This window comes from Psychrobacillus sp. OK032 (assembly GCF_900111345.1).
Classification (GTDB): domain Bacteria; phylum Bacillota; class Bacilli; order Bacillales_A; family Planococcaceae; genus Psychrobacillus.
The window spans coordinates 130,924-156,174 of the sequence record NZ_FOGY01000005.1 but is presented as its reverse complement, the minus strand read 5'-3'; the positions used below and the strand labels follow the sequence as shown (position 1 = coordinate 156,174).

General features: G+C 37.8%; 28 protein-coding genes and 1 tRNA gene. 25 read left to right on the top strand and 4 right to left on the bottom strand.

Features of this window, described 5'->3' with window-relative positions; all coding sequences use genetic code 11:
• The first annotated feature begins 1 nt into the window (after position 1).
• The 12 genes from hisD (at position 2) to BMZ04_RS11380 (ending at position 10,741) form a co-directional block, all read left to right on the top strand.
• The gene (gene hisD / locus BMZ04_RS11435; RefSeq protein WP_093270148.1) at positions 2-1,285 is read left to right on the top strand and encodes a histidinol dehydrogenase; all 1,284 of its coding nucleotides are present in this window, start codon (positions 2-4) and stop codon (positions 1,283-1,285) included.
• The gene (hisB, locus tag BMZ04_RS11430; protein WP_255367902.1) at positions 1,282-1,878 is read left to right on the top strand and encodes an imidazoleglycerol-phosphate dehydratase HisB; all 597 of its coding nucleotides are present in this window, start codon (positions 1,282-1,284) and stop codon (positions 1,876-1,878) included. The genes hisD and hisB overlap by 4 nt, the downstream gene beginning before the upstream one ends.
• A gap of 107 nt (positions 1,879-1,985) precedes the next feature.
• Positions 1,986-2,729 carry a 1-(5-phosphoribosyl)-5-[(5-phosphoribosylamino)methylideneamino]imidazole-4-carboxamide isomerase gene (hisA, locus tag BMZ04_RS11425; protein ID WP_093270145.1) on the top strand — a complete coding sequence of 248 codons (744 nt, stop codon included), beginning with the start codon at positions 1,986-1,988 and terminating at the stop codon, positions 2,727-2,729.
• Positions 2,723-3,478 carry an imidazole glycerol phosphate synthase subunit HisF gene (hisF, locus tag BMZ04_RS11420; RefSeq protein ID WP_093270143.1) on the top strand — a complete coding sequence of 252 codons (756 nt, stop codon included), beginning with the start codon at positions 2,723-2,725 and terminating at the stop codon, positions 3,476-3,478. The genes hisA and hisF overlap by 7 nt, the downstream gene beginning before the upstream one ends.
• Complete coding sequence (hisIE, locus tag BMZ04_RS11415; RefSeq protein WP_093270140.1) at positions 3,475-4,101, top strand: bifunctional phosphoribosyl-AMP cyclohydrolase/phosphoribosyl-ATP diphosphatase HisIE; 627 nt, start codon at positions 3,475-3,477, stop codon at positions 4,099-4,101. The genes hisF and hisIE overlap by 4 nt, the downstream gene beginning before the upstream one ends.
• A 194-nt stretch (positions 4,102-4,295) precedes the next feature.
• Positions 4,296-5,822, top strand: a complete 1,527-nt coding sequence (locus BMZ04_RS11410) for a tetratricopeptide repeat protein (protein ID WP_093270138.1) — start codon at positions 4,296-4,298, stop codon at positions 5,820-5,822.
• Positions 5,823-5,891: 69 nt separating this feature from the next.
• Complete coding sequence (gene trxB, locus BMZ04_RS11405; protein ID WP_093270135.1) at positions 5,892-6,842, top strand: thioredoxin-disulfide reductase; 951 nt, start codon at positions 5,892-5,894, stop codon at positions 6,840-6,842.
• Positions 6,843-7,135: 293 nt separating this feature from the next.
• Entirely contained in the window at positions 7,136-7,618 is a 483-nt protein-coding gene (locus BMZ04_RS11400) for an NUDIX domain-containing protein (RefSeq protein ID WP_093270131.1), read from the top strand.
• On the top strand, positions 7,611-8,495 hold the full coding sequence (gene rapZ / locus BMZ04_RS11395) for an RNase adapter RapZ (protein WP_093270128.1): 885 nt from the start codon (positions 7,611-7,613) through the stop codon (positions 8,493-8,495). Before BMZ04_RS11400 ends, rapZ begins: the two co-directional genes overlap by 8 nt.
• A 4-nt stretch (positions 8,496-8,499) precedes the next feature.
• Complete coding sequence (gene yvcK / locus BMZ04_RS11390) at positions 8,500-9,456, top strand: gluconeogenesis factor YvcK family protein (protein ID WP_093270125.1); 957 nt, start codon at positions 8,500-8,502, stop codon at positions 9,454-9,456.
• Positions 9,457-9,521: 65 nt separating this feature from the next.
• On the top strand, positions 9,522-10,463 hold the full coding sequence (gene whiA, locus BMZ04_RS11385; RefSeq protein ID WP_093270122.1) for a DNA-binding protein WhiA: 942 nt from the start codon (positions 9,522-9,524) through the stop codon (positions 10,461-10,463).
• A 20-nt stretch (positions 10,464-10,483) separates the two neighbouring features.
• Complete coding sequence (locus tag BMZ04_RS11380; protein ID WP_093270684.1) at positions 10,484-10,741, top strand: HPr family phosphocarrier protein; 258 nt, start codon at positions 10,484-10,486, stop codon at positions 10,739-10,741.
• 173 nt (positions 10,742-10,914) lie between these two features.
• Here BMZ04_RS11380 and clpP read toward each other — a convergent pair whose 3' ends face one another.
• The gene (clpP, locus tag BMZ04_RS11375; protein WP_093270119.1) at positions 10,915-11,511 is read right to left on the bottom strand and encodes an ATP-dependent Clp endopeptidase proteolytic subunit ClpP; all 597 of its coding nucleotides are present in this window, start codon (positions 11,509-11,511) and stop codon (positions 10,915-10,917) included.
• Between the two features lie 163 nt (positions 11,512-11,674).
• Here clpP and BMZ04_RS11370 point away from each other — a divergent pair.
• The 6 genes from BMZ04_RS11370 (at position 11,675) to BMZ04_RS11345 (ending at position 15,691) form a co-directional block, all read left to right on the top strand.
• Positions 11,675-11,746, top strand: a tRNA-Arg gene (locus BMZ04_RS11370).
• A gap of 500 nt (positions 11,747-12,246) precedes the next feature.
• Complete coding sequence (locus tag BMZ04_RS11365; RefSeq protein ID WP_093270114.1) at positions 12,247-13,044, top strand: helix-turn-helix domain-containing protein; 798 nt, start codon at positions 12,247-12,249, stop codon at positions 13,042-13,044.
• Positions 13,045-13,144: 100 nt separating this feature from the next.
• On the top strand, positions 13,145-13,558 hold the full coding sequence (locus BMZ04_RS11360) for a DUF1761 domain-containing protein (RefSeq protein ID WP_093270111.1): 414 nt from the start codon (positions 13,145-13,147) through the stop codon (positions 13,556-13,558).
• Positions 13,559-13,719: 161 nt separating this feature from the next.
• Positions 13,720-14,298, top strand: a complete 579-nt coding sequence (locus BMZ04_RS11355) for a LemA family protein (protein ID WP_093270107.1) — start codon at positions 13,720-13,722, stop codon at positions 14,296-14,298.
• On the top strand, positions 14,298-15,131 hold the full coding sequence (locus tag BMZ04_RS11350; RefSeq protein ID WP_093270104.1) for a TPM domain-containing protein: 834 nt from the start codon (positions 14,298-14,300) through the stop codon (positions 15,129-15,131). Before BMZ04_RS11355 ends, BMZ04_RS11350 begins: the two co-directional genes overlap by 1 nt.
• A 113-nt stretch (positions 15,132-15,244) precedes the next feature.
• Positions 15,245-15,691 carry a GNAT family N-acetyltransferase gene (locus BMZ04_RS11345; RefSeq protein WP_255367901.1) on the top strand — a complete coding sequence of 149 codons (447 nt, stop codon included), beginning with the start codon at positions 15,245-15,247 and terminating at the stop codon, positions 15,689-15,691.
• Between the two features lie 253 nt (positions 15,692-15,944).
• Here BMZ04_RS11345 and BMZ04_RS11340 read toward each other — a convergent pair whose 3' ends face one another.
• The gene (locus BMZ04_RS11340) at positions 15,945-16,691 is read right to left on the bottom strand and encodes a hypothetical protein (protein WP_093270100.1); all 747 of its coding nucleotides are present in this window, start codon (positions 16,689-16,691) and stop codon (positions 15,945-15,947) included.
• Complete coding sequence (locus BMZ04_RS11335) at positions 16,666-17,190, bottom strand: RNA polymerase sigma factor (protein WP_093270096.1); 525 nt, start codon at positions 17,188-17,190, stop codon at positions 16,666-16,668. Before BMZ04_RS11335 ends, BMZ04_RS11340 begins: the two co-directional genes overlap by 26 nt.
• Positions 17,191-17,372: 182 nt before the next feature.
• Between BMZ04_RS11335 and BMZ04_RS11330 the strand changes: the two genes are divergently transcribed.
• On the top strand, positions 17,373-17,606 hold the full coding sequence (locus tag BMZ04_RS11330) for a glutaredoxin family protein (RefSeq protein ID WP_093270093.1): 234 nt from the start codon (positions 17,373-17,375) through the stop codon (positions 17,604-17,606).
• Positions 17,607-17,694: 88 nt separating this feature from the next.
• Here BMZ04_RS11330 and BMZ04_RS22395 read toward each other — a convergent pair whose 3' ends face one another.
• Positions 17,695-17,835 carry a hypothetical protein gene (locus BMZ04_RS22395; RefSeq protein ID WP_177184419.1) on the bottom strand — a complete coding sequence of 47 codons (141 nt, stop codon included), beginning with the start codon at positions 17,833-17,835 and terminating at the stop codon, positions 17,695-17,697.
• Between the two features lie 105 nt (positions 17,836-17,940).
• Here BMZ04_RS22395 and BMZ04_RS11325 point away from each other — a divergent pair, with 105 nt between their 5' ends.
• The 6 genes from BMZ04_RS11325 (at position 17,941) to eno (ending at position 24,947) form a co-directional block, all read left to right on the top strand.
• On the top strand, positions 17,941-18,990 hold the full coding sequence (locus tag BMZ04_RS11325) for a sugar-binding transcriptional regulator (RefSeq protein ID WP_093270092.1): 1,050 nt from the start codon (positions 17,941-17,943) through the stop codon (positions 18,988-18,990).
• A 1-nt stretch (position 18,991) separates the two neighbouring features.
• The gene (gene gap / locus BMZ04_RS11320) at positions 18,992-19,999 is read left to right on the top strand and encodes a type I glyceraldehyde-3-phosphate dehydrogenase (protein ID WP_093270089.1); all 1,008 of its coding nucleotides are present in this window, start codon (positions 18,992-18,994) and stop codon (positions 19,997-19,999) included.
• A 158-nt stretch (positions 20,000-20,157) separates the two neighbouring features.
• Positions 20,158-21,342 (top strand): phosphoglycerate kinase, encoded by a 1,185-nt coding sequence (gene pgk / locus BMZ04_RS11315; RefSeq protein WP_093270086.1) that lies wholly within the window; start codon positions 20,158-20,160, stop codon positions 21,340-21,342.
• A gap of 14 nt (positions 21,343-21,356) precedes the next feature.
• Entirely contained in the window at positions 21,357-22,118 is a 762-nt protein-coding gene (tpiA, locus tag BMZ04_RS11310; protein ID WP_093270083.1) for a triose-phosphate isomerase, read from the top strand.
• On the top strand, positions 22,111-23,649 hold the full coding sequence (gene gpmI / locus BMZ04_RS11305; RefSeq protein ID WP_093270080.1) for a 2,3-bisphosphoglycerate-independent phosphoglycerate mutase: 1,539 nt from the start codon (positions 22,111-22,113) through the stop codon (positions 23,647-23,649). The genes tpiA and gpmI overlap by 8 nt, the downstream gene beginning before the upstream one ends.
• A 2-nt stretch (positions 23,650-23,651) precedes the next feature.
• Complete coding sequence (eno, locus tag BMZ04_RS11300) at positions 23,652-24,947, top strand: phosphopyruvate hydratase (protein ID WP_093270077.1); 1,296 nt, start codon at positions 23,652-23,654, stop codon at positions 24,945-24,947.
• The last annotated feature ends 304 nt before the right edge of the window (positions 24,948-25,251 follow it).

Sequence of the window (25,251 nt, the reverse complement as noted above, 5' to 3'; positions counted from 1 at the left end):
TATGAAAATAGAAAAGCTTACAAATACAATTTCATTGCAACGTTCAGTCGAACAAGCAAATGAGAATCACTTAGAGACGGTACGGGAAGTCATTGAGCAAGTGAAACAAAAAGGAGACGAAGCCCTTTTTACATATACAGAAAAATGGGACGGTGCAAAACTTTCTTCTTTAAAAGTAACAAAAGAAGAAATGGAAGAGGCATTTGCTAGCTTTGACCCTCAATTGATTGAAGATTTAGAAGAAGCAGCTACTAATATCCGTGCATTTCACTCACAACAGGCACGACAAAATATAGATTTCCCATTAGCTAAGAACTCGTATATACAATATAAGATCTCACCACTCGATGCAGTAGGTTTATATGTTCCAGGTGGTACTGCTGCTTATCCATCATCGGTATTAATGAATGCTATTCCTGCAATCGTAGCGGGGGTAAAACGTGTAGTAATCGTGTCGCCGCCTTCGAAAAATGGCAAGCTACCGGCATCAGTATTAGTTGCTGCTCGCATTGCTGGAGTTTCAGAAATTTATAAGGTCGGAGGAGCGCAAGCGATTGCTGCTCTTGCTTATGGAACGGAAACGATTAAAGCGGTTGATAAAATTACAGGTCCAGGAAATAGCTTCGTCGCGCTTGCGAAAAGAGAAGTGTTTGGAAAAGTTGCGATTGATATGATTGCAGGACCTAGTGAAATAGCAATACTAGCGGATGAAACGGCTTATGCAGACGAAGTAGCTTCGGATTTATTGGCTCAAGCGGAACATGACCGATTTGCGTGTTCAGTGTTAGTTACAACGAGTGAAAAACTAGCAGAACGAGTTTCAAAAGAAGTGGAAAAACAATTGAAGCAACTTCCTAGAGAAGAAATAGCTAGAGCCTCTATTGAAAATTTTGGATATATTTATATTGCTGAATCATTAGAACAAGCTATTTCTGCAATTAATGAACTTGCGCCAGAACACTTAGAAATTATGACAGAACATGCAGAAGCGGTTTGCGAAAAAATCAATCATGCTGGCGCCATTTTTATTGGTAGATTTAGTAGTGAACCAGTTGGGGATTATTTTGCTGGTACGAATCATGTATTACCTACAAATAGTACAGCGCGCTTTTCAAGTGGACTATGTGTAGATGATTTTGTAAAGAAAACGAGTGTTGTCTATTATTCTGAAGAAATGTGGCAAGAACACTATCCAAAAATCGCACGACTTGCAAGACTGGAACAATTAGAAGGACATGCACGATCGGTCGAATCGAGAAGCTGGGATAAGGGGGATTCAAATTGACAAACAAAAGAACGGCAAAAATAGAAAGAATGACAAATGAAACTAAAGTGTGGGTAGAAATAGATTTAGACGGAGAAGGGAAATCACAGATTGATACGGGTGTACCATTTATGGATCATATGCTCGACTTATTTACAAAGCATGGGTTATTTGACGCAACGATCAAAGCGAATGGCGACACACATATCGACGATCATCATACAACGGAAGACATTGGGATTGTCCTAGGTCAAGCGGTAAAAGAAGCGCTGGGGGATAAAAAAAGTATTAAACGATACGGAAATGCATATGTACCAATGGATGATGCGTTAGCACAAGTAGTAATAGATATTTCGAATCGTCCGCATTTAGAATTTCGCGCACAATTTCCTACACAAAAAGTTGGGAATTTCGATACGGAGCTTGTACATGAATTCTTATGGAAATTTGCGTTGGAAGCACGTATGAATGTGCATGTTATTGTACACTACGGAGTCAATACACATCATATGATTGAAGCTATTTTTAAAGCATTGGCTCGTGCAATTGATGATGCGATTACGAAAGATGAACGAGTGAAAGGTGTACCTTCCACAAAAGGACTGCTTACATAAGAAAAGCGTAAGCTCCTATGTCTGTCCGGAGCTTTCGCTGGAATCTAGACAGTTAATAAGTAGAAAAGCAGTACTTTATTATGTGGTAAATAATAGGGGGAAATAAGATGACGTCCATTCAAGTCTATCCAGCAATTGATATGAAAGGCGGAAAATGTGTCCGTTTATATCAAGGGGATTATAAGCAAGAAACTATTTATGGCGATTCGCCATTCGATATGGCTAAAAAATTTGCAGATGAAGGAGCGACTTGGATTCATCTAGTTGATTTAGATGGGGCGAAAGATGGCGAGAAAATACATGCCAACGAAGTCATCCGAATTGCAAAGGAATTACCTGTTAGCGTGCAAATTGGTGGTGGCATTCGCTCAAAAGAAGATGTAAGTTACTATTTAAATAATGGCGTGACACGTGTCATTATCGGAAGTCTTGCAATAGCAAAACCAGAACTAGTAGCAGAATTATTAGAGGAGTTTGGCGGTGAACGAATCGTAATTGGTTTGGACGCAAAAGACGGCATGGTAGCAACGCATGGTTGGTTAGAGACATCTTCCCAATCTGCGATAGAAGTAGGTCAGTATTTTGCTACTAAAGGGGCAAAGCATGTGATTTTTACCGATATTGCAACTGATGGAACGCTTCAAGGACCTAATTTAGCGGCAAACAAAGAACTTGCAGAAGCAACCGGACTATCAGTTATCGTTTCCGGTGGGATCAGCTCACTAGAAGATTTGGGAGAAGTAGCAAAGTTAGCAAAAGATACGACGATAAGTGGCGTCATTACAGGAAAAGCATTATACAATAACCGATTCACATTGACAGAAGCATTACAGGAGGTTACAAAATGGTAAAGAAAATTATTCCATGTTTAGATGTGAAAGACGGGCGTGTTGTAAAAGGAATTCAATTCGTGGGACTAAGAGACGCCGGAGATCCAGCGGAATTAGCTGCATTCTACGATAAAGAAGGAGCAGATGAACTCGTCTTTTTAGATATCTCGGCGTCTGTAGAAGGTCGCGATACTATGCTAGATGTCGTGAAAAAAACAGCGGCGCAAATTTCCATTCCCTTAATCGTTGGCGGTGGAATTCGTACTACTGAAAATATGAAACAATTACTAGATGCGGGTGCCAGCAAAGTGTCTATAAATAGTGCAGCAATAAGTAATCCTGCTGTTATTACAGAAGGCGCAAAAGCATTCGGTTCCAATAAAATAATTATCGCCATCGATGTGAAATGGTCGGAAGAAGAGCAGGATTGGTTTGTCTATACACATGGTGGACAAAAGAAAACGGATTGGAAAGCGGTAGAATGGGCGATAGAAGTAGAAAAGCTCGGGGCAGGGGAAATATTACTGACAAGCATGGACCGCGACGGAGAAAAAGATGGCTATGATATCGAGATTACGAAACAAGTGAAGGAAGCTGTTTCTATTCCGATTACTGCTAGTGGTGGAGCTGGAAATGTTGAGCATATATTAGCTGCCTTTACAGAAGCTAACGCCGATGCAGCACTTGCAGCTTCCATTTTTCATTTCAAAGAAACGAGTGTGGCCGAAGTGAAAAATTACATACGTGAAAGAGGAGTCGAAGTGAAATGACCAACCTAAACTATGATGACAAAGGACTTATCCCAGTAATCGTTCAACATGCCATAACACGAGAAGTTCTAACGCTCGCTTATATGAATGAGGAATCGTACAACAAGACAGTAGAAACAAAAGAAACATGGTTCTTCAGCAGAAGTAGACAGGAATTATGGCATAAAGGAGAAACATCTGGAAATACACAAAAAGTAGTATCTATTCGTACTGACTGTGACTCAGATGCTTTAATAGTGGAAGTATTACCAAATGGGCCTGCTTGTCATACTGGTGAAGCAACTTGCTTCCATACCAGTCTAGAAAAATTTGACGAGACAGTTGGTTATAATGTTGTCACTTCGCTAGTTAATATTATTGAAGAAAGACAAAAAACGATGCCAGAGGGTACGTATACGACATATCTATTCGAAAAAGGCGTAGATAAAATTTGTAAAAAAGTTGGAGAAGAGGCTGCAGAAGTTATTATTGCTTCTAAAAATAACGACGCGGAAGAGTTAAAATGGGAAGCAGCAGATCTTATTTATCACTTGCTCGTACTATTACAAAATCAAAAAGTCAGTTTTTATGATCTGTTACAAGTACTGCAAAAAAGACATGAAGAGAAAGCCGATAAAAAATAATACTTTATGATATACTGAAGGTTATACTAATAAGGAACGTTTCAACTTCATTCAGCAATGCTAAATGAAGTTGAAGCCTCCGGCGGATGCCACAGATTTTTTAAAGGGATTTATCGAGCAAGCTCGATAAAAATCTGGGCCAAATACGCCAAGGCGTATTTGATTAGTTCCTTATTATTTTTCGGAGGATTATCTTGGATAAAAAACGTAAAAAGGTTTTAAAAGAAAATATTATTTCATTTTTGCCTACGGGCGATTATTACTATAAAAAAGCTTTAGATGAGCTACAAAAAGAAAAGTATGAAAAAGCGCATAAATATTTAAAAAGAGCTGTAGATTTAAGCCCCGATGACCCGGTTATTTTGAAGCAATATGCAATTTTACAAATGGAATTAGATAAATTTGATCTAGCCCATGAACTTTTGAGACATGCTTATACAATCGACTCAAGTGATCCAGAGATCGTCTTCTTTTTGGCAGAAGTGAACGCTCATATAGGAAACTTTATGGATGCTAACCGATTTGCCAAAAAATATTTGGAGATGAATATTAACGGAGAATATACAGAAGATGCAATGGAAATAGTAGACTTCACAGAGCAGGAAGATATTGTATCTCTACAAGTGGATGCACCTTCCTCTGAAGCTCTTTTTTTACAGGAAAAATCTCGCCGGCTGATGGAACAAGGGAAATTTCCAGAAGCAGTCGAATTATTAGAGGATATTATTACACAATATCCTGATTTTTGGGCAGCATTTAATAATTTAGCGCTAGCCTATTTTTATATTGGCGAAGAGGAACAAGCAAAGGCTTTACTTCATGAAGTATTAAGAGAAAACAGAGGGAATATTCATGCACTCTGCAATTTAGCCGTTATATATTATTATGAAAAAAATAGCGAAGAATTAGAAGATATAACTGAATTTTTATCTAAAATAAACCCATATTTCATCGAACATCGATATAAATTAGGTGCTACATTTGCGCTTATAGGTAAATATGAACAAGCATTCAAGTGGTTAAGAAGTTTGCAACGTAAAGGTTTTGAAGGGGATCCTGGATTTTATTTTTGGCTATCACATTCCGCTTATTTTTCTGGACATGAAGAAGTTGCGAAAAGTGCATGGAATACATTATTAAAATTAGATCCAGAAAAAGCAGGCTTTGAACCTTGGTTACCGCATATAAAAGATATAGATGAATCGCAGGTGGAGAACCAAAGAGAGTTCATTCTAGAAAAGCTTCAGAACCAACATGTGAGTGAGCGAATTTTAGGTTTTTATCTATTAGGAAAATCAGCGCATCGTCAAGAAATTATTTCTCATCCAAAATGGATTGTTGTAGAAGAATTGACGACTATGGAAAAATTATTTTTGGCGAATGCATTAGGCCATTCATTTAACGAAAAAACTGTAGCGGAAAAAGCTTTTTTAAGAGCCATTGCGGCTACAGATTTGCTTTATGAAAAACATAAGCCATTGGAACATTCTGCTGCGTTTTTATTTCAAATGTGGTTTGTATTATTGGAGCGTGCATTAAAAAAAGCATACGCTTTCAAAAATCCACGGGCACTTGCAGCTGCCACGGAATATATGTTTGAATCTTCCAGAAAGAAAAATGTAACGAAAAAACAATATGCGGAAGAATACGGGATTACGACAGCTACTCTTACAAAATATGTGAATGAACTCATGCAATTTTTGCCATTATTCGATGCATAAGCATAAAAGTTGAAGCAGTTATAAAAATCCTATAGATTGATGGTAGAAGCAATGTAGGAGGAATGTCAGATGACTGAAGAAAAAATTTATGATGTGATAATAATCGGAGCAGGTCCTGCAGGGATGACTGCCGCTGTTTATACTTCCCGTGCGAATCTTTCTACTTTAATGATCGAACGAGGTATTCCTGGTGGTCAAATGGCGAATACAGAAGAGGTCGAAAACTACCCAGGTTTTGAAATGATTTTAGGGCCGGAACTTTCGACAAAAATGTTTGATCATGCGAAAAAATTCGGTGCAGAATATGCATATGGAGACGTATCTGAAATCGTGGACGGGGAAGTTTATAAAACAGTTAAAGTGAGTGGAAAAGAATATAAAGCACTTGCTGTAATTATTTCATCCGGTGCGGAGTACAAAAAAATGGGGATTCCAGGCGAAAGTGAACTTGGCGGACGCGGCGTAAGTTATTGCGCAGTTTGTGATGGTGCATTCTTTAAAGGAAAAAACCTAGTCGTAGTCGGTGGGGGAGATTCCGCTGTTGAAGAAGGTGCATTTTTAACAAAATTCGCGGATAAAGTAACGATTGTTCACCGTCGTGATGAGTTGCGTGCGCAGAAAATTTTACAAGACCGAGCATTTGCAAACGAAAAAATCGACTTTATCTGGAATACAACGTTAAAAGAAATTCACGGCAAAAATGGTAAAGTGGGAAGTGTAACATTAGTTTCAACTGTAGATGGGTCTGAAAGAGAGTTCGAAACAGATGGAGTTTTTGTATATGTTGGTATGCTTCCATTAACAAAACCATTTTCAAATTTAGGAATTTTAAACGAAAACGGATATATCGTAACGAACGAAAGAATGGAAACAGCTGTACCTGGAATTTTTGGTGCAGGGGATGTACGTGATAAAATGCTTCGTCAAATTGTAACGGCAACTGGGGACGGAAGTATCGCAGCACAAGCCGTGCAACATTATATTGAAAATGTAAAAGAAAAAACGGCGACGAACGCTTAAAATTAGTATTTTTAATTTGCCTATTTACTTATGTGTTTAGGGGAGCAACAGGCTTCAAATTTATATACTTATATGTCAGTAACAATAGTCTGAATTTAATTATTTCTTAATCGATTTGTAACCTGCTTGAAACAATTATAGCGTATAGTTAGAAATATAAATTGACCCCCCTTTTTATATAAGAAATAGTTGAACAGGCTGTTTCGCGATTTTAATCGTGAAGCAGCCTCTTTTTGTGAAAATTAATGTATAATAAAATTATTAACAGATGAAAAGATGCGGAGTGACAATTCGTGCAAAGAATCGCAAATTTACTTATATGTAAAGATGGAAAAGTTCTTTTATTAAAAAAGCCTAGGAGAAACTGGTATGTAGCTCCAGGTGGGAAGATGGAAGTAGGAGAATCTATCTTCGTTTCTGCTATTCGAGAGTTTACTGAGGAAACGAATGCTAAACCTATTGAACCGCATTTAAAAGGAATTTACACGATGGTGATCGAAGAAGATGGTAAACAAATAGATGAGTGGATGTTATTCACTTTTGTTGCGAAGGACTTGGAAGGCACACCGTTTCATGAAACGAGAGAAGGTATTTTAGAATGGCATCCGGTGGAAGCTTTACGTACGCTTCCAATGGCTGAAGGGGATCGAACAAACTTGTTATTTGCTGTGCAAGAAAAGGGAATGCAATATGGAACATTTATTTACACACCTGATTTTTCATTGATAACAGAAACGATTCAGCATTCATCGGAGGGAGAAGTAAACAATGGATAGTACACAAAAGCCGGAAACAGAAGTGGTCATTATTACAGGAATGTCTGGAGCAGGTAAGACAGTTGCCATTCAAAGTTTTGAAGATCTTGGGTACTATTGTATTGATAATTTGCCACCGGAGCTTTTAAGTACATTCATAAAGCTAATGATCGATTCCAATAAACAACCTCGAAATATTGCAGCAGTAATGGATTTAAGAGGTGGCGAAATGTTCCATTCTCTAGTTGAATCGGTTAATCAGCTTCAAGAAGCAACAACTGTAACTCCAAAAGTATTATTTCTAGATGCAAATGATGAAGTATTGGTTAGAAGATATAAAGAGACTAGACGCTCTCATCCACTAGCTAATTCTGGTCTACCACTTGACGGGATAAAAAAAGAAAGAGAGTTACTTTCCGAGTTAAAAGGAAGAGCTCAATTTATTTATAATACATCTACGATGAAGCCCCGTAAGTTAAGGGAAAAAATACAAGATGAATTTTCGTCAAAAGGTAGTAAAGTATTTACTGTGAACATAATGTCTTTTGGGTTTAAACATGGAATCCCGATCGATGCGGATTTAGTATTTGATGTACGTTTTCTCCCCAATCCGTTCTATATTGAAGAGCTCAAGTTGAAATCAGGCCTAGATGAAGAGGTATCTAGTTATGTACTAAAATGGGCCGATACAAAGACATTAATCGAAAAGCTAACCGATTTGTTTTTGTTTATGATTCCACAGTATAAACGAGAAGGTAAAACGCAGCTAATCATTGCATTTGGTTGTACGGGTGGACAACATAGATCCGTTACATTGGCTGAATACTTTGGTAAACTATTAAAAGCTGAAGATAAAACGGTTATCACACATAGAGATGTTACGATAAGAAAGGAATGAAGGAATGGAGCGTACAAAACACCGTAAGAAAATAGTTATTATTGGTGGTGGTACGGGACTATCTACATTGCTTCGTGGTTTGAAGAAATTCCCACTCGACATTACAGCGATTGTCACTGTAGCAGATGATGGCGGAAGTTCAGGTCGATTGCGGGACGATTATGATATTCCACCGCCTGGGGATGTTCGGAATGTGTTAGCAGCACTTTCGGATGTAGAACCTCTAGTGGAAGAAATGTTCCAGTATCGTTTTTCGAAATCAGAAGAGCTTAAAGGCCATTCTTTAGGAAATTTAATGCTAGCAGCGTTAACTTCTATTACAGGTGATTTTGCTAATGCCATTAGTGAAATGAGCCGTGTATTAAAGGTTCATGGAAAGGTTCTTCCTGCAGCCAATCAATTAGTGACACTTCATGCACGATTTGAAGATCAAACAATTGTAAGTGGGGAATCTAAAATTCCATCATATGGAAAGAAAATAGAAAAGGTATTTATTTCGCCATCTGATGTGAAACCGTTACCAGAAACTATTAATACGATACGAGAAGCCGATATTATCGCAATTGGACCTGGAAGCCTATATACTAGTATTTTACCGAATTTATTGGTGCAAGGTATAAAAGAGGCAATAATCTGTTCAAAAGCGAAGAAAGTATATATTTGTAATTTAATGACACAGGCCGGGGAAACGAGTGATTATACTGCATTCGATCATGTCAACGCTCTAGTTGATCATGTAGGTGAAAATTTCTTAGATGCAGTTTTAATAAGCAATGAAGAAATTCCTGAAAATGTGCAATATTTATACAAGCAGGAAAAAGCATCTCCTGTCAAAATAGATATAGAGGAACTAGAAACATTAAACTTAAAAGTCGTGAAAAAAGACATTTCCATCGTCCATGGTGGCGCAGTGCGTCATGATGCGATGAAAGTAGCGAAATGGCTTGTAGAATATGCGTAAATGATTACTAGTAAAATTACATAATAAGTTATGGTAATCGTTAGCTAGAAAGGGGGAAACGGATTATGTCGTTTGCTTCTGAAACAAAAAAAGAAATGACGCAAGAAGAGTCCAAACCATGTTGTGCAAAAGCCGAACTATCAGCCCTTATTCGAATGAACGGATCTCTCTCATTTAGCAATAAGGCGTTTAGTTTAGACGTGCAAACTGAAAATGCTGCAATCGCTAGAAGATTGTACACATTGATAAAAACATTATATTCGTTGCAAGTAGAATTGCTTGTTCGAAAAAAAATGAGATTGAAAAAAAATAATATTTATATCTGTCGTATCCGAGAAGGATCGAAAGAGTTACTAGAAGATTTACAAATATTGAAAGATCATTTTCAATTTGAATATTCTATATCGAAAGAACTAGTAAAAAAGAATTGCTGTAAGCGCGCTTATTTAAGAGGTGCTTTTTTAGCTGGAGGGTCAGTTAATAATCCGGAAACGTCTTCTTATCATTTAGAAATTTATTCATTATACAAAACACATAGTGATGCATTAGTAGAATTGATGAATGGTTTTGAGTTAAATGCAAAAACGATAGAACGGAAAAAAGGCTTTGTTGCATATTTGAAAGAAGCAGAAAAAATTTCTGATTTCTTAAGTATTGCAGGGGCTCACAGTGCATTGTTAAAATTTGAAGACGTCCGTATTATCCGAGATATGAGAAATAGCGTCAATCGTTTAGTTAACTGTGAAACAGCTAATCTAAATAAGACGATTAGTGCAGCTATTCGTCAAGTTGAGAATATACGATATATAGAAAGCTCGGTCGGTCTCGATCGATTACCGGACAAACTACGGGAAATAGCACGTTTACGTGTAGAATATCAAGATGTAACATTAAAAGAACTAGGGGAAATGGTTTCCACTGGAAGTGTTAGTAAATCCGGTATTAACCATCGATTACGGAAAATAGATGAACTCGCAGATGCACTTCGTAGAGGCGAAACAATTTAGTGAAATGGAGCGTAATAATGATGACTGAAAAACGAGTCGAAGTGAAATTACCAGCAGGGTTACAAGCACGACAAGCAGCATTGTTTGTGCAAGAGGCAAATCGTTATATTGCCGATGTATATTTAGAAAAAGATGAGAAAAAAGTAAACGCTAAAAGCATTATGGGAATTATGAGCTTAGCAATAAGCAAAGGAATTACTGTAAACTTGAGTGCGGAAGGTTCAGATGAGGAAGAAGCGGTAGAAACGTTAGCAAAGTTTATCTCTAACGAGGAATAATAGAAAGGGGCTATCTCAGGTAAGTCATTTTTGACATTGTGGTGGCCCTTATTATTTTTGTATTTCGTTTTCATGAATAGGTATGTCTCGTTTAGTAAATGTTTTGTTGCACTAAGGTGTATTTCTCATAAAAATACCCAAGGAAAATAAACTTTCCTTGGGTACAATTTTCATTATGCTTTTTTCATTTCACTGCGATCGATAATATGATCGATTAGACCATATTCTTTTGCACGTTCAGCAGTCATGAAGTTATCGCGATCTGTATCTCTTGAAACGACTTCAATCGGTTGACCAGTACGCTCTGCCATAATATTGTTTAACTTGTCACGTAAGAATAAAATACGTTTTGCTGCAATTTCGATTTCCGTTGCTTGCCCTTGTGCTCCACCAAGTGGTTGGTGAATCATTACTTCAGCGTTAGGAAGTGCATAACGTTTTCCTTTTGTTCCCGCTGTAAGAAGGAATGCTCCCATAGAAGCAGCCATACCGATACAAATTGTTTGAACATCCGGTTTGATGAACTGCATTGTGTCATAGATTGCCATACCAGCTGTAATGCTTCCGCCTGGGCTATTAATATAGATGGAAATATCCTTCTCTGGATCTTCTGCTTCCAAAAATAATAGTTGGGCAACGATAGAGTTTGCAACATTGTCATCAATGCCGCTTCCAAGCATAATAATACGGTCTTTTAATAATCGTGAATAAATATCATACGCACGTTCTCCACGATTTGTTTGTTCAATTACTGTAGGAATTAAATTCATCCTGTTTGCCTCCTTCAAAGGTGGTATTGTAAGTTGATTACTGAAAAGTATATCTCAGTTGTAACTTTATCATACACATTAAGGTCAAGGAAGGTCAAATATTAAGCATCAAAAAGATTGGTTGAATTATTTTGATTTCATTTGTATAATATATAAGTCGCTAGTCCTCGTAGTGTAATGGATAACACGGAAGCCTCCGAAGCTTTAAATGTGAGTTCGATCCTCGCCGAGGGCATAATAAGTAATCGTATATGATGTTGAGAAAGAATCCGTAAACGTTATCACATTAACGTTTACGGATTTTTTCTTTATAAAATTGAAAGGGGAAGAACCTAACTAGCAACAGCTAAGTGTAAAATGGAATACTTATGTGCATTTCTTGTGAAATTTAAATGGATAATAAACAGACGAAATATTAAACAGGTCTGTTTCAGATTGAAGAAAAACCCATCTTGGGTGCATAGAGTTGTATAAAATCGGCAAGGACCACCACTTCGCTTTCCGTGGGCTTGGCTTCAGCCTCGGGCCAACACGAGGTTGGTCATGAAGGCGTTGCCGCAGGACGCGGCGTTCTTAGCCTTCCTTCCTCAAGCGTTCCTGCGGGGTCTTCAGCTCAAGCTGTTCCCACAGGAGTCTTCGTGGTGGTCATTGCCTTATAAACACTTCCTTATAGATATCCACTATCTTTACTATAAATGATCATTCTTTGAAATTATTTAAGGAGAATATAGCCTAATGAATATTGGAATGAAACAGCCAAATAAATTATTGAAACCCTGGATTGAGTGTTATTGGTACGTTGAATTTAAAGATGTAGCTAAGAAGACGGAAACGATTTTACCGAATGGGAAAATAGAAATGATCTTTGCCCTAGAAGGTAACTATAAAGTGATTAACAGAAAAACACATAAAGTGAAACAAGCTTGGATATCTGGTATCCATCATGAGCCCTTACATATTCAATATAGTGGAAGTTCAAACTTAGTCGGTGTTCGATTTTACCCATATGGAATTTTTCCATTCTTCAATATACCAATACATGAAACAGTAAATCAGGTAGAAAATTTAGATGCCTTCTGGGGAACTTTTCAAGATGAAATTTACGAGGCACTTTGTATGGCGAAAGACAAAGAGCAAATCTACTTTCTTCTTGATCAATTTTTAATCCGAAAAATAGATGAAGGTAAAACCAAACATAATCAGATGGTTGCAAATGCTATTAAGCAGATCAAAGGGGAGGAGGCTATACTACTCCCTGAGATAGCAACCTCTTTAGGCTTTACACAAAGGCATTTTAATCGATTGTTTAAGGATCAAACAGGAATTAATCCTAAGCTACTGGCGCAAATTTTCCGTTTTGAAAAGTCTTTCTCCTATTTGTATAATAATCATTCATCTCTTACTATTTCAGATTTAATATCTGAACTAGGTTATTATGATCAAGCGCATTTTAATAAAGAATTCAAACGTTTTTCTGGGATGACCCCAGGTGAGTATACCGAAAAAGCAAAAAAGGCGAGTAACTTTCTATAGTAAGAATGTCCATTTCTTACAATACAGTTTTGATTTAAATCGGTATAGTAAGTTTAGATAGAATTGGTAGGAACTTATTGAGATAGAAAGGGAGTATGAAATGGATTTTCAACAGTCATTAGAGTCAATAAATTATTTAGCAGTTTTAGTAGCAGGATTATCTGCATTCGTTATTGGGGGTCTTTGGTATTCCGTCTTCTTTGCAAAGGCTTGGATGGAGGAAAACGGTTTTGATGAAGAAAAATTGAGAAATAGTAATATGGCAAAGATCTTTGGAGGTTCCCTCATATTTTCGTTAATCATTTCCTTTGTACTTGCTCTATTTTTAGGACCGGAAAGAACAGCTACAATGGGTGCGATGGCCGGATTCATGGCTGGACTCTTTTGGGTAGCAACCGCGATGGGAATAACGTATTTATTTGAAAGAAAGTCATTAAAATTATTTTTGATTAATGCAGGGTATCATGTAATTACCTTTATGATAATGGGGTTAATTTTAGGTTTTTGGGTATAATAAATTCACTAAACGCGTAGAAATGGTTTGTAATCATATTTCTACGTGTTTTTTTCATGTAAAGGATTAATTTCATGGAGTATTTTTCAGAAGGGTGTAGTATGTTTCGCATTTGAATATTAAAGGTACATTATTACTATACTTAAATAGAGGTGACTAAGATGAAAAAGTTAATAGGACCAATTGTAATTATTTTAGTTATTATTGCAATTATTGCCGGTGTTTTTTTCTCCAGTTATAATGGCTTTGTAAATGCCGAAGAAGATGTAAATAAATCATATGCGCAAGTGGAAAATCAATTACAGCGACGCTTAGATTTAATACCGAACCTTGTGAACACAGTAAAAGGATTTGCTTCACATGAAAAAGAAGTGTTAGGTAATATTGCGGATGCTCGTACCAAATTAGCAGGGGCAAGTACACCTGAAGAACAAGCAGCGGCAAATGATCAGTTATCCGGTGCTTTAAGTAGATTATTAGTAGTCGTGGAGAATTATCCTGATTTAAAAGCGGATGCTAACTTCCGTCAATTGATGGATGAACTTGCTGGAACGGAAAATCGTTTATCTGTGGCTAGACAAGATTATAATACCGTTGTTGCTGATTACAATAAAAAAGTAAAACGTATGCCAGGAAGAATTGTTGCCTCCATCTTTGGCTTCGATGAAAAAGAATATTTTAAAGCAGACGCAGCAGCACAAGATGCTCCGGTAGTGGACTTTGAAGGAGATGGAGAGTGATGAAACAAGTTGCGCAAATGCTTATGGCTGCGCTACTTTTATTTCTTTTTGTTCCATTAGTAGCTACAGCAGCATCTGATATTCCAAAACCAATTCCTGGAGAGTTATATGTTCAAGATTACGAAAACTTTCTATCAAACGAAACAGAGCAACAAGTAGAACAATTGGGTAAACAATTAGATGATGCAACAGGTGCCCAAATTGTTGTGATGATTATTAATTCTTTGAAAGGGCAAGATGCCAATCAGTTTAGTGTAGATGTCATCAGAGAATTTGGTATTGGGGATGCTGAAAAGAATAATGGTGTGTTACTTGTAATTGAAACAGATCCTACAAAGCAAGGTGACCGAGAAGTATATATTGGAGTAGGTCAAGGTCTTGAAGGTGCTTTACCGGATGGTAAAATAGGTCGGATTATTGATGACTATACGAAACCATTCCTAAACCAAGGGTCCGTCGATGATGCGGTACTTTCCACATACCAAGTGCTTTACAATGAAGTTGCTACAGAATACGGTTGGGACGGGGCACTAGTCGAGCCGAAAAATCCATCTGCATCAAGTGGAGGATTTTCGTTTTCAACGATCATAATAATTATCGTGGTCATTTATCTGATATACACCATAATGTCTGGTGGTGGCGGTGGCGGTGGTGGCGGTGGTGGCGGAACTGGTTCTCGTAGAAGAAGACGTTCTAGCACTATGTTTGGGCCAGGAAGTTTCGGAGGAGGATTTGGTGGCTTCGGAGGCGGAAGTGGAAGAAGTTCCGGTGGTGGTTTTGGGGGATTCGGCGGCGGCAGCTCTGGAGGTGGCGGAGCAGGACGTAAATGGTAAATTATAAATGGAAAACGCTCATAAACGGGCGTTTTTTTTGTGTCTTTCAATTATGCGATTATTTTAATTACTATGATAAAATAATATAGAAGTAATGAATGGGGGATTTGGGAATGAAACTAGTAGAGATTAATAAGGATAACTGGCTAAGTACGGTTCTTTTGACAACTAATGAAGACGGGAAGGCGACCGTAGTAGAAAAATTTGTAGCCTCCAATGCACTATCTATTGCGCAATCGATTTACGAAACGGGATGGATTGTTAGAGGAATTGAGGTAGATGACAAAATGATTGGCTTCACGATGTATGGATTAGATGAAGATACTAAGAATTACTGGATATGTCGATTAATGATTGATCATACCTGTCAGGGGAAAGGCTACGGCAGAGAGGCCATTCAGTTGATCATGGACGAAATGAAACAGCTAGACAGTTGTGACACAATCTATCTATCAACGGAGCCAGACAATGAAGTAGCCATTAAATTATACGAAAGCTTCGGATTCCAAAAAACAGGTAAGATGAATGAAGGGGAAGCTGAGTTTGTACTGAAATTATAAGCGTAGGTTATTCTTTTTTTAATGGTAAAAGTTTAGCATGAACACGTTCTCGACTAGATAAAAACAAACCAACAATTAGTTGGTTTGTTTAACTGCTCATTTTCTGCAAATTCATCTAACATCAGCTTGATCTCTTCATATAAACATGACATGTGAATTAGTAGTGATGTCACCAACAATTCCAAGGTTAGAACCTGGAGCGAACATGAGAACTCCATCCTCGTATAATGTAATAGTTAATAAAGTATTTCCTTTATCTTGCATATGAGTTGAAGTTTGCTATTTTCTTTTGAAGCTCTAGGCCTCCACCATCTTTAACCCCATTATAGCTCCCGATTTTTCCAGGCTCTGATGTAGATAAGATAAATTCTTCTTGCAATGTATGAAAAATTTTCTGGCCTTGGTTATTGGTTAAGGAAACCTCTATTACTGGGCGATAAATATTTGGATGATCTTTCTCTTGCTTAATTTCAACGTTCTCCAAATGCATCTCTATACCCGAATTATCTAGGTGATAGTCATATTTGAATATAAGATTGGAATTAATTAAGGAAGCCAGAACACCTTCACTAAAGTAAGCCCCAAAAGTGTTTTGGTAGTAATCCTGTATATCTGTGTATTCCTTTGATTTTAGAAGTTGATCATACTCCTCTTGGTTTTTCGCATCCGTTTTACTTTGGAGATTCAACCAATTATCTATTAAGCGCAAAAGCTCCATGTCTGGGCCGGTGTATTCCCGCTCTAGTACTGCTTTTATAACCTCTTCATTAGAAAGAGGTTCAGCCGATTTCTCCGTCTCCGAAGGATTCAAAAAAGTAATGAATAGAAAAGAGGCAATTGCAACTATTGCTAATGAAATAAATGCAGGAATTATGTTTGGTTTTCTCTTTGCTTCCAATCTAGTCTTTAAGGCCAGCCACGTATTGCGCCTAGCTTCCTCTGAACGCTTTACATCTTTCATTTCCTCAAAAAGCTCATCGAATTCTTTTGATGGTTCCATTTGCATGACCTCCTTCCCGATGAAACTCTTTTTTAAGTGCCTCAAGTGCTCGTGTCATTTTCATTTTTACTTTTGCCTCAGTCCAGCCCAGTACATAGGCTGTTTCTTGAATCGAACATTCTTGTATTTTGCGTAGGAGCAAGACCTCCTGGTAGTCTTTTTTAAGTTTACTTAAGGAGTCATACATTCTAGCAAGCTGTTCCTTTTGTTCAACACGACTCTCAGGTGATAGTGCGTTTGTCTCTAAATCATGCTCTTTTTCAAAGGAGAAAAACTGGATGACTCTTTTCCTTCGAAAATAGTCATAGGTTACATTACGCGCTATTTTTAATAGCCAGGTGGCAGTTGAAGCCTGTTTGTTAAAGGTATTAAGCCCTTTATATGCTTTATAAAATGTTTCTTGTGTGAGATCTTCGGCAAATTCTCTATGACGGACAAGTAGATATATATAGTTGTAAACTCTATCACTGTGTTCTCTGTAAAGCTGTTCCATTTCCATCTTTTGACCTCCCCTTATTGCTATAGACGAAGGAACGAATAAATAGTATCGCTTTAATTTTACCTTTTAAAAATTCAATTGTGCGGATGGTTTATTGTTAGCGCAAAATAAAACACGATTTTGTTGTTCTAAAAGACTATAATTAAGATGGATCAAATGATTTTTGGGAAGGATGGTATCAAATGATTGTCCATTTCTACACTAGGCCAGGTTGTCATTTATGTGAAGATGCAAGAATAGTTCTGAAGCTAGTTCAAGAGGATGTTGCTTTTGAAGTAAAGGAATTTAACATCGAGGAAGACGATAAACTGCATGAAAAATATATGCTTATGATTCCTGTAGTCGAATTTGAAAATGAAATAATACAATATGGCCAAATAGATTACGTTACAATTCTGGATGCATTACTACCATAATGCTCCAGATTTTTTTGTCGTTTCTGCGAATCGCAAGAAAGGGGAGTAGAATCGCAAGATAGATGTCCAGAATCGCAAGTTCACCATGCTAAATCGCAAGATGCAACCTCCGAATCGCAAGATCTCCGCTTAAAATCGCAAGAGGCATTTTGCCGATCATATCCTTTGGAGTTCCACTTAAAACCTCGATATTATCACTAAGTAATGCACAATTGTTGCCAATTTGCATAATATATTATATGATTATTTATAGAAATTCTCTTTTTTTTTAACTAAGTGGGACATTTTTTAACTAAGTGGGACAAAAATGTCACAACCAATGAGGAAGTGAATTATGGAATCATTGCTCAATGCTCAGCTAAAGCTAATACCTGAAATGAGTGAGTTGTTACAAAAGAGGTATCGAATACTTCAAACGATTCAACTAACCAAAGGGATTGGCAGGCGAGTTTTAGGAGAACAGCTAGGTTTGTCCGAAAGAGACACTCGAAAAGAGTTAGATACTTTGAGAAACCAAAGTTTAATCGATATTTCAAGAGACGGAGCAGCAATAACTCCTAAAGGTACACAATTATTAACCGACTTAAAAGAAGTTGTAAGAGTATGGTCTGGTAGATTACAACTTGAACAACAACTGACAAAATATTTATCCATTAAAGAAGTAATTATTGTTCCCGGAAATGTAGATACTAATACAAATGCAGCAACGCTTTTATCACAAGAAGCAGCGAAGTATTTGGAAAGTATTTTGACAGACGAAAAAATAGTCGCTGTCACGGGCGGTTCTACGATTGCCTCAATAACTAATTTCGTACATGAAACATCGAAGTGGAAACAATTATTGTTTATCGCTGCTCGAGGCGGGGTAGGAAAAGATGTATCGTTTCAAGCAAATACAATTGCGTCGCTGTTTGCTGGGAAAATGAATGGAACTTACCGAACCTTATATATGCCGGATAGTTTGAGTGAAGAGGCATACACTACGATGAAGAAAGAGCCTTTTATACAAGAAATGATGGATCTATACGAAAGAACGAATATCGTCATTCACGGCATTGGTGATGCGGAAGAAATGGCTCGTAGAAGAAATACGAACGAGCTTGAAATCGAACGGTTAAAAGAAGCTGGCTCTGTCAGTGAAGCATTTGGCTATTATTTTAATGAACAAGGTGAAGCAGTTCACCGAATTCGAACAATTGGTATTCAGTTAAAACAGTTACAACATATAGAGCATTTACTAGCAGTTGCTGGTGGTGTCAAAAAAGCAAAAGCATTGTTGTCTTACTTTAAACAAGCACCGGAGCAAACAGTTTTAGTAACAGATGAAGGTGCCGCAAATGAAATGATGCACATCATTTCACATAACCAATTAGGAGGAATTTAACATGACAGTAAAATTAGCGATTAATGGATTTGGACGTATTGGACGTAAAGTATTTAGAGAAGCATTAGAAAAAAGTGAAATAGAAGTAGTAGCGATAAATGACTTAACAGATGCTGCAATGCTTGCACATCTATTGAAATATGATTCAGTTCACGGTATTTTAAACGCAGAGGTGTCTTCAGAAGGAGATTACTTAGTTGTCAACGGTAAAAAAATTCGCGTTCTTGCAGAAAAAGACCCTGCTGCACTTCCTTGGAAAGAGCTAGAAATTGATATCGTAATTGAATCTACAGGAATATTCAGTACGAAAGAAAAAGCTGGAAAACATATCGAAGCCGGAGCGAAAAAAGTTATTTTATCTGCTCCAGCAAAAGATGATATGCCTACATTTGTACTGGGTGTAAATGCAGATAAATATGATCCAGCAACAGATCATATTGTTTCCAATGCTTCTTGTACAACAAACTGTTTATCACCACTTGCGAAAGTGTTATCCGATAAATTTGGTATTAAACGTGGAATGATGACAACTGTTCACTCGTACACGAATGACCAACGTATTTTAGACTTACCACATAGTGATTACCGTCGTGCCCGTGCAGCAGCAGAATCTATGATCCCAACTACAACGGGAGCAGCTTCAGCAGTTGCGAAAGTACTTCCTGAACTAAAAGGAAAATTAGATGGTATGGCAATCCGCGTACCAACACCAAATGTTTCATTAGTAGACTTTGTGGCTGAGTTAGATAAAGAAGTAACAGTAGAAGAGATAAATGCAGCATTAAGACAAGCTTCTGAAAATGAATTAAAAGGAATTCTTGCTTTCAACGAACTTCCATTAGTGTCAATCGATTATAATGGAAATACTGCTTCATCTACAGTAGATGGTTTATCTACGATGGTACTTGGAGATAATATGGTGAAAGTATTATCTTGGTATGATAACGAATCAGGTTACTCTGCTCGTTGTATCGACCTTGCATTACTTATGGCGGCGCGTGGACTTTAATTTGTACGTAATAACCTCTATAATATAAGAGGGTAAAAGGAGCAAGGGTTACCCTTTGCTCCTTATTTTTATATTTAGTTATATTTTACTGTTGATTTTGTAACAGAAATTCAACATTTAACTAAGTTGTTTTTATACATACCAAGGGGGCTTATTCCATGAAGGAAAAACAATCATTAAGCGATGTAACTTTACAAGGAAAGCGTGTGTTTTGTCGAGTAGACTTTAACGTGCCGATGGAAGATGGAGCTATTACAGACGATACTCGTATTCGTGCTGCGTTACCGACGATTAACTATTTAATCGAACAAGGTGCGAAAGTAATATTAGCTAGCCATATGGGGCGCCCAAAAGGGGAAATAAATGAAGAGTTACGTTTGACAAAAGTAGGAGAGCATTTAGCGACACTTTTGAATAAGCCTGTAACAAAATTAGATGAATCAATTGGTGAAGCAGTAGCACAAACTGTTTCTGATATGAAAAATGGGGAAGTCGTATTATTAGAAAATGTCCGCTTCCATGCAGGCGAAGAGAAAAATGATCCTGAACTTGCAAAAGCGTTTGCATCTCTTGCAGATGTATATGTTAATGATGCATTTGGTGCAGCACACCGCGCGCATGCAACAACTGAAGGTATTGCAAAATTATTACCGGCTGTATCCGGATTATTAATGGAAAAAGAATTAGATGTTTTAGGAAAAGCATTATCTAATCCAGAGCGCCCGTTTACTGCGATTATTGGTGGGGCAAAAGTAAAAGATAAAATCGGTGTAATCGAACATTTATTAGATAGAGTAGATAATATTATTATCGGTGGAGGCTTATCGTATACGTTCTCGAAAGCACAAGGACATGATATTGGAACGTCTCTATTAGAAGAAGATAAAATCGAATTAGCAAAAGGCTTCATCGAAAAAGCGAAAGAAAAAGGTGTTTCGTTCTATATGCCTGTAGATGTTGTAGTGGCAGATGAGTTTTCGAAAGATGCAAACACAAAAGTAGTAGACATCGACCAAATTCCATCAGATTGGATGGGACTAGATATCGGACCGAAAACTACTGCAATATACGCAGATGTCATTAAAAACAGCAAGCTAATCATTTGGAATGGACCGATGGGTGTGTTTGAAATGGACGCTTTTGCGAATGGCACAAAAGGCGTTGCAAACGCAATGGCTGAAACAAAAGGCTATACGATTATTGGTGGTGGAGATTCTGCTGCTGCTGTTGAAAAATTCGATGTTGCCGATAAAATGGATCATATTTCAACTGGTGGAGGAGCTTCCCTTGAATTCATGGAAGGAAAAGACTTACCAGGCGTATCCGCTTTAAACGATAAGTAATGGAGGAGATTTATATGCGCAAACCTATACTAGCAGGAAATTGGAAAATGTATAAAACACTTTCGGAAGCAAAAGATTTTGTGGAACAGTTAAAAGAGAAACGAGTAGATAGCGGTAAGGTGGACACGGTTATTTGTGCACCAGCACTTTTTTTAGATCAACTTGTACATGCTACAAAAGATTCGTTTATCGGGATTGGTGCTCAAACAATGTATGAAGTAAAAGAAGGTGCATTTACTGGGGAAGTTAGTGGACACCAACTACAAGATCTTGGCGTTAGCTATGTCGTAATCGGACATTCCGAAAGACGCCAATATTTCAATGAAACAGATGAATCTGTCCATAAAAAAGTACAGGCTGCTTTTGAAAATAACTTAACTCCTATTATTTGTGTAGGAGAAACATTAGAACAACGCGAGCAAAATGAAACAGTAAATATTGTATCTGCACAAGTGATGGCAGCTTTAGAAGGGCTTTCTGAAGAAAACGTGGAAAATTCCGTTATCGCTTATGAGCCAATTTGGGCAATCGGCACTGGTAAAACAGCAACTGCAGACGATGCAAATGATGTATGCCAAGCGATTCGTGAAACGATTCTAGATGGATTTGGAGAAGAAGTGGCAAGCAAGGTGCGTATTCAATACGGTGGCAGTGTGAAACCGGAAAATATTGAAGAACTTCTATCGAAAGAGCATATTGATGGAGCTTTAGTAGGAGGAGCAAGTTTACAAGTAGATTCTTTCGTAAAATTATTGGAGGCTGGACAAAATGCCTAAAAGTCCAGTAGCTTTAATCATATTAGATGGCTTTGGACTACGCCATGAATCATTCGGAAATGCGGTAGCGCAAGCAAAGAAACCAAATTACGATCGTTATTGGAAAGACTTTGCAAATGCTACCTTAATCGCATCCGGTGAAGCAGTAGGGTTACCTGAAGGACAAATGGGGAACTCTGAAGTCGGCCATATGAATATTGGAGCGGGAAGAATTGTATATCAAAACTTAACCCGTATTCATAAGTCTATTCGAGAAGGCGAATTCTTTTTAGAGCGGGAGCTTTTAGCTGCGATAGAGCATGTAAAACAAACGGGCGGTAAGCTACATTTAATGGGATTACTTTCGGATGGTGGCGTGCACAGTCATTATTCTCATTTATTTGCTTTATTGAAGCTAGCAAAAGAGCAAGGGCTACAAGATGTATTTGTTCATGGTTTTTTAGATGGACGAGATGTAGGACCACAAACAGCAGTTGGTTTTGTAGAAGAAACCGAAAAGCAAATGAAAGAAATCGGTGTTGGAAAATTTGCTTCCATTAGTGGCAGATACTATGCGATGGATCGTGATCGCCGTTGGGAACGAGTGGAACTAGCTTACCGAGCACTCGTAGATGGGATAGGAAGAACAGCAAAATCCGCAACAGCTGGTATTTTGCAGTCTTACGAAGAAGATGTTATGGATGAGTTCGTTTTGCCTTTTGTCATTGAAGAGAATGCAAAGCCAGCAGTTACGATCGATTCCGGAGATGCGGTTATCTTCTTTAATTTCCGACCGGATCGTGCCATTCAATTATCAATGGCTCTGAATACACCTACTTTCGACAGCTTTACACTTAGCAAAAAGCATCCAACAAATCTGAAGCTCGTAACGTTTACCCACTATAGTGACGATGTTGTTGCAGATGTGGTATTTGAAAAAGGTAATTTGAATAACACCATAGGAGAGATACTCTCTAAGCATGGAAAAACACAGCTTCGCATTGCAGAAACAGAAAAGTATCCACATGTAACATTTTTTATGAGTGGTAGTCGCGAGGAGCCTTTCCCTGGAGAACAGCGACTGCTAATAAATTCGCCGAAAGTGGCAACATATGATTTGCAACCAGAAATGAGTGCGTATGAAGTAACCGAAGCACTACTTTCAGAAATTGCGGATAATAAGTTTGACGCAATTATATTAAACTTTGCTAATCCCGATATGGTTGGTCATAGTGGAATGCTAGAGCCAACGATTAAAGCAATTGAAACAGTAGATGAATGTTTAGGAAAAGTAGTAGATGCTATTTTAGCTAAAGGTGGTCAAGCTATAATTACAGCAGACCATGGAAATTCAGACGAAGTAACGACGCTTGAAGGGCAACCAATGACTGCACATACGACAAATCCAGTGCCAGTTATTGTAACGCAAAAAGAAATTTCGCTTCGTTCTGACGGAATTTTAGCCGATTTAGCACCAACCATGTTACACTTGTTAGGGATAGAAACACCACCTGAAATGACAGGTAAAACACTAATCGAAACGGAGAGTTAAAAATGCCAATTATTACACATTTACAAGCTCGTGAAGTATTAGATTCACGTGGGAATCCAACAGTAGAGGTAGAGGTTTTTACAGAAAGTGGAGCATTTGGTCGTGCGATCGTTCCATCTGGCGCATCTACTGGTGAATATGAAGCAGTAGAACTTCGTGATGGTGACAAATCTAGATACCTAGGGAAAGGTGTTTTAAAAGCAATTGATAACGTAAACAATATCATCTCGGCTGAATTAGAAGAGAACTTTTCCGTTCTTGACCAAGTTGGTATTGATCACGCGATGATCGAACTAGATGGTACAGATAATAAAGGAAGCCTTGGTGCAAACGCAATTTTAGGTGTATCGATTGCCGTTGCGCATGCTGCAGCAGATTATTTAGATATTCCGCTATATCAATATTTAGGTGGATTCAATGCAAAACAACTACCAGTTCCAATGATGAACATTGTAAATGGTGGAGAACATGCTGATAATAACGTAGACATTCAAGAATTCATGGTAATGCCAGTTGGAGCAGAATCATTCCGTCATGCATTACGTATGGGTGCTGAAATTTTCCATAGCTTAAAAGCAGTTTTACAAGAAGCTGGATTAAACACAGCTGTTGGAGACGAAGGCGGATTTGCTCCGAACTTAAAATCTAACGAAGAAGCACTTTCTACAATTATGACTGCTATTGAAAGAGCAGGTTATAGACCAGGGGAAGAAGTACTTCTAGCAATGGATGTTGCCGCTTCTGAATTATTCAATAAAGAAGATGGAAAATATCATTTAGCTGGTGAAGGTGTAGTTAAAACTTCAGAAGAAATGGTAGCTTGGTATGAAGAACTTTGTTCTAAATATCCAATCGTTTCAATCGAAGATGGTCTAGATGAAAATGACTGGGCTGGACATAAATTACTTACTGAAAAATTAGGTGAAACAGTTCAATTAGTTGGAGATGATTTATTCGTTACAAATACGAAAAAATTAGCTCAAGGAATTGAGCAAGGTGTTGGAAACTCGATTCTTGTGAAAGTTAACCAAATTGGTACTTTAACAGAAACTTTCGACGCAATTGAAATGGCGAAACGTGCTGGTTATACAGCAGTTATTTCTCACCGTTCTGGTGAATCAGAGGATGTAACAATTGCCGATATCGCAGTTGCTACAAACGCTGGTCAAATCAAAACTGGTGCACCTTCTCGTTCAGACCGTGTAGCAAAATATAACCAATTACTTCGTATTGAGGATCAACTAGATACAACAGCTCAATACTTAGGAAAAGACACATTTTATAACTTGAAAAAATAATGAAGTTATAAGGAGTCAGCAACTATTGCTGGCTCTTTTTTTGAAGAATAAGATCGATACAATAATACTATTGATTTCCGTTACAGGCGGACGCTTTCCGCGGGGTGAGCGATAAGCCATCACCGCCGCTAACGCGTACGTTGTGATGTCTTATCTGTCTCAACAGAGGAACGAAGGCTAAGAGCGCCACATCAAAAGGAAGGCAATCTAAGTTCGCCGCGTCCTGCGGCAACGATTGCATGACCCACATCCTGTAGGCCTCAACGCCTTCGTGACCATCATCCTGTTGGCCTCCGCTGGAGTC